9 protein-coding genes are annotated in these 12,067 nt (G+C 69.5%); 7 read left to right on the top strand and 2 right to left on the bottom strand.

Features of this window, described 5'->3' with window-relative positions; translation table 11 throughout:
• Positions 1–25: 25 nt before the first annotated feature.
• Positions 26–1,312, top strand: a complete 1,287-nt coding sequence (locus Rai3103_RS15775; RefSeq protein ID WP_153573369.1) for a glycosyltransferase 87 family protein — start codon at positions 26–28, stop codon at positions 1,310–1,312.
• A gap of 47 nt (positions 1,313–1,359) precedes the next feature.
• Here the strand turns inward: Rai3103_RS15775 and tenA are convergent, their stop codons facing one another.
• The gene (tenA, locus tag Rai3103_RS15770) at positions 1,360–2,061 is read right to left on the bottom strand and encodes a thiaminase II (protein ID WP_153573368.1); all 702 of its coding nucleotides are present in this window, start codon (positions 2,059–2,061) and stop codon (positions 1,360–1,362) included.
• A gap of 292 nt (positions 2,062–2,353) precedes the next feature.
• Here tenA and Rai3103_RS15765 point away from each other — a divergent pair, with 292 nt between their 5' ends.
• From Rai3103_RS15765 to ilvC, 3 genes are all read left to right on the top strand, one after another.
• The gene (locus tag Rai3103_RS15765) at positions 2,354–4,111 is read left to right on the top strand and encodes an acetolactate synthase large subunit (RefSeq protein ID WP_153573367.1); all 1,758 of its coding nucleotides are present in this window, start codon (positions 2,354–2,356) and stop codon (positions 4,109–4,111) included.
• Complete coding sequence (ilvN, locus tag Rai3103_RS15760; RefSeq protein ID WP_153573366.1) at positions 4,108–4,638, top strand: acetolactate synthase small subunit; 531 nt, start codon at positions 4,108–4,110, stop codon at positions 4,636–4,638. Before Rai3103_RS15765 ends, ilvN begins: the two co-directional genes overlap by 4 nt.
• 106 nt (positions 4,639–4,744) lie before the next feature.
• Positions 4,745–5,767, top strand: coding sequence for a ketol-acid reductoisomerase (gene ilvC, locus Rai3103_RS15755; RefSeq protein WP_153573813.1), 1,023 nt, complete (start codon positions 4,745–4,747; stop codon positions 5,765–5,767).
• Between the two features lie 121 nt (positions 5,768–5,888).
• Here ilvC and Rai3103_RS15750 read toward each other — a convergent pair whose 3' ends face one another.
• Positions 5,889–6,959: a 3-isopropylmalate dehydrogenase gene (locus Rai3103_RS15750; RefSeq protein ID WP_228488989.1), complete on the bottom strand. Its 1,071-nt coding sequence runs from the start codon at positions 6,957–6,959 to the stop codon at positions 5,889–5,891.
• A gap of 177 nt (positions 6,960–7,136) precedes the next feature.
• On the opposite strand from Rai3103_RS15750, the gene Rai3103_RS15745 reads away from it, so the two are divergent.
• The 3 genes from Rai3103_RS15745 to Rai3103_RS15735 all read left to right on the top strand — a co-directional run bounded on the left by Rai3103_RS15745 (position 7,137) and on the right by Rai3103_RS15735 (position 10,929).
• Positions 7,137–8,225, top strand: coding sequence for a branched-chain amino acid aminotransferase (locus Rai3103_RS15745; protein WP_153573364.1), 1,089 nt, complete (start codon positions 7,137–7,139; stop codon positions 8,223–8,225).
• A 305-nt stretch (positions 8,226–8,530) separates the two neighbouring features.
• Positions 8,531–10,240 (top strand): citramalate synthase, encoded by a 1,710-nt coding sequence (gene cimA, locus Rai3103_RS15740; RefSeq protein WP_153573812.1) that lies wholly within the window; start codon positions 8,531–8,533, stop codon positions 10,238–10,240.
• A complete protein-coding gene (locus Rai3103_RS15735; protein WP_153573363.1) occupies positions 10,237–10,929 on the top strand; it encodes a DUF1707 SHOCT-like domain-containing protein in 693 nt (230 codons plus the stop codon). The genes cimA and Rai3103_RS15735 overlap by 4 nt, the downstream gene beginning before the upstream one ends.
• Positions 10,930–12,067: the final 1,138 nt, after the last annotated feature.

Genomic DNA, 12,067 nt, shown 5'->3' with positions numbered 1-12,067 from the left:
CACCAGACCCCAGGAGACGAAACACGTGGAGACGAGTGCCGACGAGCTGAACGTCGCCGAGCTGCCTACCGAGGAGAAGAGCGTGTCCCGGCGGGTCGGCCGAGTCCTGCTGGAGTTCGGTATCCCCTTCGTGGTGGCCGTGCTGCTCGTCCCGTTCGTGATCACGGGCGGGCGGCTGTGGCCGTGGGAGCCGGCGATGATCGACCTCGACGTCTACCGCTTCGGCGTGCAGTCGCTGCTGTCCGGCCAGGGCATCTACGACGTGCTGAGCCCCGCGTGGAAGCTGGCCTACATCTATCCGCCGTTCGCCGCGATCGTGATGCTGCCGTTGGCGCTCGGGCCGACCTGGCTGTGGCGTCTGCTGTGGGTCGCCCTGCTCGTGGTGGCCCAGCAGTCGGTGCTGCGGCGCTGCGGGGTGCCGCGCGGCCTGGTCCTCGGCCTGGTCGGCGCCGCCGCCCTGGTCGCCGTCGAGCCGCTGCGGACCACGCTCGGCTACGGTCAGGTGAACACCCTGCTGATGGCCCTGGTGGTCCTCGACCTGCTGCCGGACCGCCGCCGGCGCTGGCCCCGCGGTGTCGGCATCGGTGTCGCCGCGGCCATCAAGCTCTTCCCGGCCCTCTTCGGGGTGTTCGCGCTCTTCGCCCGGCGCGCCCGGATGGCGTGGACCAGTGCGGCCGCCTTCGGCGTGGCGACCGTGCTCGGCATCATCGTGCTGCCTGCCGAGAGCCTGCGGTTCTGGACCTTCCAGATCCCCGCGGGGACGTCCGGGCCGCAGTACGTGGGCAACCAGTCTCTCCAAGGGCTGACCACCCGCTTCTTCGGGATGAGCCTCACCGCACGGGGGCTCTTCGCCGTCCTCGCCGCCGTGGTCGCGGTGCTGGCGATCCTCGTGGCGCGCTACTGGTGGCTGACCGGGCACAAGGTCTTCGCCCTGTCACTGGTGGGCCTGGCCACGAGCCTGGTCTCCCCATTGGCCTGGACGCATCACTTCGTCTGGGTGCTGCCGCTCCTCGTGGCGGTGGTCACGGACGACGGGCTGCCCGTCTGGGTCCGCCGCGTCGGGATGTTCTGGGGCCTGTGGATCAGCATCCAGTTGCCGCTGACCATCCTCCCGTACGCCGACAACGCGGCGGCCCACTACAGCTTCTGGCAGAACCTCGTCGCCAACGTCACCCCGCTCGTCGGCCTCCTGCTCTACATCGGTCTGTTCGTCGATCTGCTCCGCCGGCCGCGTGGTGAGGCCGAGGCCAGGGATCGAGAGGCCCAGGAACGGCGAGATCCGGTAACCGGCACGATCCCCTCGGCGGGGTGATGTGCCGCCCGATCAGGTCCGGACCCCCGGGTCGGATCGGGCCAGAATCACTGGGCGTCGCGCGGCTCCAGGACCCGGGACGGCAGACGTTCCCACGTCTCCCCTGAGGCCGCCATCTGCCAGAACGCGACCTCGTAGTACATCGAGTCGACGAACGCGCGCTCCATCCGGCCGCGTTCCTCCGGCCCGGCGGCTGCGGCGAGGGCGTCGATCCTGGTCCGGTACTCCGCCACCAGCGACTGGCACTCCTCGGAGGCGTAGAAGGCGAACCATGCCCGGAAGGGGTGATCCGGTCCCGGCGTCTCCTCGCGGTAGGCGCGCAGCGTCGCCCAGGCGTAGCTCCACTGGCAGGGGAGGAGGGCGGCCATCAGCACGCCGAGGGTGTCGTGGCCGGCCAGCTCCATGTGGTTGGCGTACGCCTGTGCCGTCGGTGCCAACCGCGGCGCCTGACTCGTGTCGTAGTCCACGCCGAAGTGCGCCACCAACGCGCGGTGCGCGTCCGGCTCCTCCTCGAGCATGATCCGGGCCCCCTCCAGGAAGAAGCGGGTCCAGTCCGTGTCCGGCGCCTTGGCCATGCCCAGGCCGTAGCAGCGCAGGAACGCGGCGAGGTATTGCCGGTCCTGCCCGACATAGTGGACGACCGCTTCCTTCGAGGCCGTCGCGTCGAGCAGGCCCTGGAAGAACGGGTGCGACCAGAAGGCCTCGAACAGGTCGGCGTACGTATCGCGCAGCTCAGCGGTGAACGACATGCCGCCACCCTAGGGCTTCGGGCCAGCGCTGTATGACCGGGACCTTGGTGCCGCGGCCTGCAGCGTGGCAGAGCTCACATCCACATGGTGGGAATCCCTGTCTGATGCTTGACACGGCCGTCAGGTCTGCGGGAGGGTACATGCGTGCTCGGCATGATTCTCGTAGTTCTTTAGCGTGTCCTTCGGGTTGAGACCCGATCGGACACGCATCCCTCGCGCGCCTCGTGGCGGCGGGGGTTTTTTGTTGCAGGATCACCGACGAACCCATCCATCCAGAGGAAGTAGTGAGGCCATGGAGGACACGACCGCCACGTCCACCACAACGATGCTGACCGGCGCGCAGGCGCTCGTCCGCGCGTTGGAGCACGTCGGGGTAGACGTCATGTTCGGTCTGCCGGGTGGGGCCATCCTGCCGGCGTACGACCCCCTGATGGACTCCCACCAGATCCGTCACATCCTCTGCCGTCACGAGCAGGGTGCCGGCCATGCGGCCCAGGGCTACGCCATGACGACCGGCAGGGTCGGCGTCTGCATGGTGACCTCCGGCCCGGGCGCGACCAACCTGGTCACCCCCATCGCCGACGCGATGATGGACTCCGTCCCGATGGTCGCGATCACCGGCCAGGTGGGGTCGTCGATGATCGGCACCGACGCCTTCCAGGAAGCGGACATCCGGGGCATCACGATGCCGATCACCAAGCACAGCTTCCTCGTCAAGAAGGCCGAGGACATCCCGATCGCCATCAAGGAGGCGTTCTACATCGCCTCGTCCGGGCGACCGGGCCCGGTGCTGGTCGACATCACCAAGGACGCGCTGACGTCGAGCGCCCCGTTCGAGTGGCCCCAGGAGATGGACCTCCCGGGCTACCACCCGACCACCCGGCCGCATCACCGCCAGGTGAAGGAGGCGGCCCGCCTCATCGCCGAGGCACGCCGTCCGGTGCTGTACGTGGGGGGCGGTGTCGTCAAGGCCCAGGCCGGGGCGGAGCTGGCCGAACTCGTGGAGCTCACCGGGGTCCCCGTGGTCACCACCCTGATGGCTCTCGGCGCGTTCCCGGACAACCACCCGCTGAACTTCGGCATGCCGGGCATGCACGGCAAGGTCGCGGCCGTGGGCGCCCTCCAGCAGGCGGACCTGCTGATCGCCCTGGGCACCCGTTTCGACGACCGGGTCACTGGCCGGCTGGACTCCTTCGCCCCCGGTGCGAAGGTCATCCATGCCGACATCGACCCCGCGGAGATCTCCAAGAACCGCCTGGCGGATGTCCCCATCGTCGGTGACGTCCGGGAGGTGCTGATCGACCTGAACCAGACGCTGCGCAGCGAGGGGCAGATCGCCGACTACACCCCGTGGATCAGCTACCTCACTGACATGGCGGGCAAGTACCCGCTGGGCTGGGAGGAAGGTCTCGACCGTCTGTCCCCGCAGGCGGTGATCAAGCGGATCGGCGAGATCGCCGGACCGGACGCCTACTACGTGGCCGGGGTGGGCCAGCACCAGATGTGGGCGGCGCACTTCCTGCCGTTCCAGAAGCCGGGTCATTGGCTCAACTCCGGTGGTCTGGGCACGATGGGCTACTGCGTCCCCGCGGCGATGGGGGCGAAGGTCGGCCAGCCCGACTCCGTCGTGTGGGGCATCGACGGCGACGGTTGCTTCCAGATGACCAACCAGGAGCTCGTCACCTGTGCCCTCGAGGGCATCCCGGTCAAGATCGCCGTCATCAACAATGAGTCGCTCGGCATGGTGCGGCAGTGGCAGACGTTGTTCTACGACGCGCGCTACTCGAACACCGACCTGCACTCCTACCGCATCCCCGACTTCCCCAAGCTCGCCGAGGCGATGGGCTGCGTGGGGCTGCGGGCGGAGACACCCGAGGAGGTCGACGCGGTCATCGAGCAGGCGATGGCGATCAACGACCGTCCCGTGGTGGTGGAATTCGTCGTCCACAAGGACGCCATGGTGTGGCCGATGGTGGCCTCAGGCACCAGCAATGACGACATCAAGATCGCGCGCGACATGGCGCCGAAGTGGGAAGAGGAAGAACTGTGAGCAGCCACCGTACGCTGAGTGTCCTGGTCGAGGACAAGCCTGGCGTCCTCACCCGCGTCGCCGCACTCTTCTCCCGCCGCGGCTACAACATCGAGTCGCTGGCCGTCGGCCCGACCGAGAACGAGGGCGTCTCGCGGATGACGGTCGTCGTGGACGTCGACGACCACATCCTCGAGCAGATCACCAAGCAGCTCAACAAGCTGATCGAGGTGTTGAAGATCGTCGAACTGGAGCCGGACGCGATCCGCCGCGAGCTCCAGGTGGTCAAGGTCCGGTGCGACGCGAACACGCGCAGCGAGATCCTCGACATCGTCCAGTTGTTCAAGGCCAAGACGGTCGACGTCACCCCTGACTCGATCACCCTGGTCGTCACCGGCAACCCGGACAAGCTCGACTCGCTGCTGTCGATGCTGGAGCCCTACGGCATCCGCGAACTGGCCCAGTCGGGACTGGTCGCGCTCGGTCGTGGCGCCAAGTCGATCAGTGAGAAGACCCGCAAAGAGCGGGTCCAGCAGACCCAACGGTGAAACCGGCCCGGCCCGTACGTTCCCTGCGTTTAGGCTGGCACGTACGGGGCCGGGTGCCGGACTACCCACCCCACACATACAAGGAGTTAGCTCAGTGGCAGCTGAAATGTTCTACGACAAGGACGCGGACCTTTCGATCATCCAGGGTCGCAAGGTCGCCGTCATCGGCTACGGCTCGCAGGGCCACGCCCACTCGCTGAACCTGCGTGACTCGGGCGTCGACGTCCGGATCGGTCTGCAGCCTGACAGCCGGTCGCGTGCTCGGGCCGAGGAGCAGGGCCTGCGCGTCCTCACCCCGGCGGAGGCCGCTGCCGAGGCCGACGTCATCATGATCCTGGCGCCCGACCAGGTGCAGGCGGACCTCTACAACGCCGAGATCGCGCCGAATCTGAAGGCCGGCGACGCGCTGTTCTTCGCCCATGGCTTCAACATCCGTTTCGGCTTCATCACCCCGCCGGTGGACGTCACCGTGGCGATGGTCGCCCCGAAGGGTCCGGGTCACCTGGTGCGTCGCGAGTTCGAGAACGGCCGCGGCGTTCCCGCCCTGATCGCCGTCGAGCAGGACCCGAAGGGCGAGGGCCAGGCGCTGGCCCTGTCCTGGGCCGCCGGCATCGGTGCCGCGCGCGCTGGAGTCATCAAGACCACCTTCACCGAGGAGACCGAGACCGACCTGTTCGGCGAGCAGGCCGTCCTGTGCGGTGGCATGTCGCACCTCGTGACCGCCGGCTGGGAGACCCTGGTCGAGGCCGGTTACCAGCCGGAGATTGCCTACTTCGAGTGCCTCCACGAGCTGAAGCTCCTGGTCGACCTCATGTACGAGGGTGGCATCGCCAAGATGCGTTGGTCGATCTCCGACACCGCCGAGTACGGCGACTACATCGCCGGACCGCGGGTCATCGGTCCCGAGTCCCGGGCCGCGATGAAGAGCCTGCTGGCCGACATCCAGTCCGGCGCGTTCGCCCAGGACTTCATGGCGGACCAGCGTAGCGGCCGGGCGAAGTTCAGCGCCTACCGCAAGGCCGGCGAGGAGCACCCGATCGAGGCCGTGGGCCGCGAACTGCGCGGTCTGATGGCGTGGGTCGACACCAAGGGCACCGAGGACTACGTCGAGGGCCAGACCGCCCGCTGACAGCGACGGTCACCGTCTCCCGTCAGGGGTCGGTGCCGCGTGCAGAAGGGCCCGGGGAGTGACTCCCCGGGCCCTTCGCCATGTCATGCGGGTCTCGCCGCGACGCGGCGAGACCCGCGGATCAGGCCAGTCGTGCGGCGATCGCGTCGCCGACCTCGGAGGTGGTACGCACTTGGTCACCTCGACCGGTGATGTCGGCATTGACGGCGGCGACGATGCGCGCGGCCTCGTCACGCCTGCCGAGGTGCTCCAGCATCATCGCGACCGACAGGATGGCCGCCGTCGGGTCGGCCTTCTGCTGCCCGGCGATGTCGGGGGCGGACCCGTGGACCGGCTCGAACATCGATGGGAAGGCGCCGGACGGGTTGAGGTTGCCCGACGCGGCCAGGCCGATGCCGCCGGTGACCGCGCCCGCGAGGTCGGTGATGATGTCACCGAACAGGTTGTCGGTGACCAGGACGTCGAAGCGAGCGGGGTCGGTGGCCATGAAGATCGTGGCGGCGTCGATGTGCAGGTAGTCGGTCTCCACCTGCGGGTACTCGGCGGCGACGCTCTCGAAGATCCGGCGCCACAGCCCACCGGCGTTGACCAGCACATTGTGCTTGTGCACCAGTGTCACCTTGTGGCGACGCTTCGTGGCGTGCTCGAAGGCGAACCGGACGACCCGCTCGACCCCATAGGCGGTGTTGACCGACACCTCGGTGGCCACCTCGTGCACCGTGCCGGCGCGCAGCTTGCCGCCGTTGCCGGCGTACAGGCCCTCGGTGCCCTCACGGACGACGACGAAGTCGATCTCCTTGCCCTCGGTGACATGCGGGGCCAGCGGGGTGGGCACTCCCGGGAACAGCTTGGAGGGCCGCAGGTTGACGTAGTGATCGAAGGCGAAGCGTAGCTTCAGCAGCAGGCCGCGCTCGAGGATCCCGGAGGGGATCCGGGTGTCCCCGGGAGCGGCACCGACGGCACCCAGCAGGATGGCGTCATGCCGGGCGAGCGACTCCATCTCGGACTCGGGGAGCACCTCGCCGGTGCGCAGCCAGCGGTCGGCGCCGAGGTCGTAGTGGACCTTGTCGAAGGCGTCCGCACCGGCCACGGCGTCGAGGACCTTCAGGCCCTCAGCGACGACCTCGGGGCCGATGCCGTCGCCGGCGATCACGGCGATGGACGGGCGATCAGCAGAGTTCTGAGTAGACACGGCGTCAGGGTATCGGGGGCCACCCCGCCGGGGGCATGATCTCACGATCCTCCTCCCAGCCGGCGCCACGCACCCGATCGGCCCGGGTCCTCCTGGCGGGCCTCGCCCGCCGACGGCGGGTGGTCTCACCCTGTGCTCGCCTGATCGGCGCCTGTGGGGGAGGACTAGATTTTTCCTATGAGCTTGAGCTTCGACGTGCACCCCCATCCGTCCCCGGCGTCCGCCGAGGAACGTGCGGCCGTACTGGCCGCGCCCGGATTCGGCCAGCACTTCACCGACCACATGGCTGTGGCCACGTGGACCGCTGGAGGCGGCTGGGGAGACGCCAAGCTCGTACCGTACGGTGCCGAGGCCTTCAATCCCGCGTCCGCCGTCTTCCATTACGCCCAGGAGATCTTCGAGGGACTGAAGGCCTACCGCCACGCCGACGGCTCCGTCTGGCTCTTCCGGCCCGAGGCCAACGCGCAGCGGATGATCGACTCGGCCGAGCGTCTCGCGCTCCCGCCCCTGCCCGTCGAGGACTTCGTGGCGTCGATCGAGGCCCTGGTCCGCCAGGACGCCGCGTGGGTCCCCGCCCACGGCGGCGAGGACAGCCTCTACATCCGGCCGTTCACCGTCGCGCACGAGGACTTCCTCGGCGTGCGGGCCGCACGGACGGTCCGCTACTGCTGCATCGCCTCCCCGTCCGGGCCCTACTTCGAGCGTGGGGCCGAGCCGGTGGACTTCTGGGTCTCGCGCCAGTACACCAGGGCCGCCCCGGGAGGGACCGGAGCCGCCAAGTGCGGCGGCAATTACGCGGCGAGCCTGGCGGGCCAGGAGGAGGCGTACGCGCATGGGTGCCCCCAGGTGCTGTTCCTCGACGCGGCGGAGTTCCGCTATGTGGAGGAGTTCGGCGGGATGAACTGCTTCCTCGTGACCAAGGACGGTCGGCTGCACACACCGGCGCTCACCGGCACCATCCTGCCGGGTGTCACGCGGCGCTCGATCCTCGAGTTGGCCCGCGAGCACGGTCTCGAGCCGGTCGAGGAGCGGATCGAGGTCGATGACATGCTCGCGCGGGTCCGCAGCGGGGAGATCGCCGAGGCCTTCGCCTGTGGCACTGCTGCCGTGGTGGCGCCCGTCCGGGCGTTCAAGGACGCCGATCAGGAGTACGTCGTGGGTGACGGGACCTCCGGCCCCGTCACGGTGGGGATCCGTAGCGCCCTGCTGGACATCCAGTACGGGCGGGTCGCCGACACCCATGGCTGGATGCACAAGGTCTGCTGACCCCCGGGGTGGGACTCGGCACCGGCTGACGGGGTGGTTGCCCACGTGGGGGACCACCCCGTCGGTCACGGTCGGGTCTCAGTCAGTGAGAACGGGGTGGCGCCGGCGGCGCCCAGCAGGCAGAATCGCCAACGTGATGCACCGCACGCTCATTATTGTCGAGCGCGCCTGTACCCTTCGGCCTTGAGTTCGAACGGTCCGGCGCGCTGAACCTCCTGTCCACCCACAGGAGGTTTTTTGTTGCCCGCAGATCCCGCCTCCCGTCCACCCACCAGCCCCTTCCGTCGGGCCAGCGCCCGCCGCCGATCCAGAGGACCGAGCACCATGGCTGCCACGACCCCCACCGCCCCGAGACCTTCCACGTCTACGACGTCACCCTGCGCGACGGTTCGCAGCAGGAGGGCATGCAGCTCTCGATCAACGACAAGCTTCGGATCGCTTCGTACCTGGACGATTTCGGGGTGGGCTTCATCGAGGGCGGCTGGCCCGGCTCCAACCCGAAGGACTCCGAGTTCTTCCGCCGTGCCACCTCCGGTGAGCTGCCGCTGCGCAACGCTGAGCTGGTCGCGTTCGGCATGACGCGACGCGTGGGGGTCAAGGCCGCGGACGACCCGCTGATCGCGGCGCTGCGGGACTGCGGTGCCGGTGTCGCGACGCTGGTCGCGAAGAGCCACGTCGGCCACGTACGGGAGGCCCTCCGGACGACTCTCGAGGAGAACCTCGAGATGCTGCGGGACTCCGTCACCCACTTGCGCTCCGAGGGCATGCGGGTCTTCATCGACGCGGAGCACTTCTTCGACGGCTATCGCCTCGACCGGGCGTACGCCCTGGAGGTGGTCCGGACCGCCGCCGAGGCCGGCGCCGAGGCCGTCGTCCTCTGCGACACGAATGGCGGCATGCTGCCCAGCTGGATGGGCGAGATCGTGTCGGCGGCCGTCGGTGTCGGTGCGCCGGTCGGGATCCACTGCCACAACGACTCGGGCTGCGCGGTAGCGAACACCCTCGCGGCCGTGGAGGCTGGGGCGATGCACGTCCAGGGCTGTGTGAACGGCTACGGGGAGCGGACCGGGAACGCCGACATCGTCAGCGTCGTCGCGAACCTCGAGCTGAAGTACGGCTGGCAGGTCCTGCCGGAGGGCAACCTCGCCGAGGCGACCCGGACGGCTCAGGCGATCGCCGAGATCACCAACGTCCCCGCCGGTCCGCGTCGCGCCTACATCGGCACGTCGGCGTTCGCCCACAAGGCGGGGTTGCACGCCTCGGCGATCAAGGTCGACCCGAATCTCTACCAGCACGTCGACCCGGCCCGTGTCGGCAACGACATGCGGATGCTGGTCTCCGACATGGCGGGCCGGGCGAACATCCAGATCAAGGGTGAGCAGCTCGGCTTCGACCTCTCCGACCGGTCGACGGCCGCGGCCGTCACGGAGCGGGTGAAGGAACGGGAGCTGCAGGGCTACACCTACGACGCCGCGGACGCCTCGTTCGAGCTGCTGCTGCGCCAGGAGTTGGGGCTGCTGCCCGAGGTGTTCACCGTCTCGCACTGGACCACGACCTCGTACGAGAACGCCGGCAGTGACCCGGTCAGCGAAGCGGTCGTGAAGCTCGTCGCGCAGGGTCGCACGCAGTACTTCGTCGGCGAGGGCAACGGCCCGGTCAACTCCCTGGACATGGCGCTGCGCCGCTGCCTGATCCCCGTCTACCCGACGATGGCCGGCTACGAGCTGCAGGATTACCGGGTCCGCATCCTCGACGGCTCCTCGGGCACCGAGGCCTCGGTCCGGGTGCTGATCGACACCACCAACGGGGAGCGGACCTGGACCACCGTCGGCGTGGGGACCAACGTCATCGAGGCCTCCTGGGAGGCACTCTGTGACGCGTATCGCTACGGCTTGATCCACCTGCTGGAGAACCGGGTCGAGTCCGGGGAGGAGCGGCGCCTCGAGGACGCCGGGCGGACGGCGGACACGACGAACACGGACGGGACGCGCTCCTCCGTAGACTCGGCGGTGTGAGCGAACGCAGCGGTATGCGCATCGGGGACGTCGAGCGCGACCAGGTCATCGATCTCCTCCAGCACGCCGTCGGTGACGGACGCCTCGGCATGACCGAGGGGCGGGAGCGGATCGAGCAGGCCCTGGCGGCGCGGACGTACGGGGACCTCGACCCGCTGGTCGCCGACCTGACGCCCGTGCTCCCGTCGATGGCCGAGGACGTCGAGGCCCTGCATCCGTTCAACCGGCCGCTGGACCGCGTCGCGGTGCCCGGTGAGTCGAGGGAACCCGGCTGGGCCCCCGACGACCCACTTGTCATCTCGGCGCCCTTCGACGATGACCGCCGGGTCGGCGAGTGGTCCCTTCCGCCGTACATCAGGGTGACCACGGGCTTCGGGGACGTGACTCTGGTGTGCCTGGAGGCCACCGCGGAGACCCGGGTGATCCGGATCGAGGTGTCCGGTGGCGCCGGCGACATCCGTTTGATCCTGCCCGAAGGCTGGGCCGTCCGGGCGGATCGGGTCGCCAGGGGCATCGGGGGAGTACGCGTACGGGTCCCCGGCCGTCCCGCACGAGGCGCACCGTTGCTCGAATTGTCCGGCACGCTCACCCTGGGCGATCTGGTCGCCCGGCCGGCGAACGCCATCGATCTGTGGCTGCTGCGGAGGCGCAAGCGCCGCCGCCTGCGTCAGCGGGCCCTCCAGGCCTGAGCGCCGTCGCCACCGAACCGGGGGGACCGCGGGACGACCCACCTGCGGCCCGCAGCGGAGGACGGGTGTTGTCCCGATGTTGGGCGCTCCGTTGCCGCCCTTGAGAGGTCGCGGCGAGGGCCTGGGATGGGTTCATGACCACAGCCCGCTCCGCGGCGACGACGCCGCTCCCGGACCTCGAGTTCTTCACCGCCGATGACGTCCAGCGGCAGGGCCCGGACCACCGGCTCCTGCAGCGTGCCCTCAACCGTGGGGAGGTGGTGAGGCTCTGCCACGGTGTGTACGCCCGCAGCCGACCCGAGGCCCAGGAGGACCGTCACCTCCAGGTCGTCCGGGCGTGCCTGGCCCACCCGGTGCCAGACTGCGTCGTGGGGGTGTCTCCGCCGCCCTGTTGCACGGCCTCGAGCTCGGTCCGGGAACGTTGCCCACCCCGATCACCCTGCTGCGTCCGGGAGCGGGCGGCGGCACGGCGGACTATGAGATCCTCGCGACCCGGTTGCCCGCTTCGCACATCTGCGAGGTCGATGGGATCCGCGTCAGCACGGTGGCGCGGACCGTTGTCGACATCACCCGACGCGAACCGTTCGGGAGCCTGACCGGGCTGGTGGTGGCCGAGTCCGCGCTCCGCCACTGCACCGACCCGGCTCGGCTGCGCCACGACATCGACTCCGTGCTGACCGACCTCAAGGGTTGCGCGGGCCTGTCCCAAACCCGCCGGGTGCTGCGGGAGGCCACCCCCCATGCGGCCGCGGCGGCCGAGACCATCAGCCGGGCGCTGCTGCGCCGGATGGAGATCCCGGCCCCGCTGCTGGATGTCACCTACCGCTGGACCCCGGCCCCCGAGCCAGCGCCGGACCAGTCCGTACCTGTCGGACCGCCCTTGGACATCGACGTGTGGACACCCCACCAGACCGCCGACACCGAGCCCGAGCGCACCGGAGCCGGAGCTGTCGTCGTTCCGTTCAGCTGGCCCGACCTACGGGTCCTCGGCATCGTGCTGGACGGGCCGGCCGAGGCACAAGGGGTGCCGACCGGATGGCAGGGTGACCGGGACGCCTGGCTCCAGGGGCCCCGCCGCTTCCTGCGGTCACGCGGCTGGTGCGTCGTCGAGTGGTCCGCCGAGGACCTCTTCGACCCC

This window comes from Raineyella fluvialis, from assembly GCF_009646095.1.
Classification (GTDB): Bacteria; Actinomycetota; Actinomycetes; order Propionibacteriales; family Propionibacteriaceae; genus Raineyella; species Raineyella fluvialis.
Note: the sequence above shows the minus strand (reverse complement) of the source record. Positions and strands in the feature narration are given on the sequence as shown.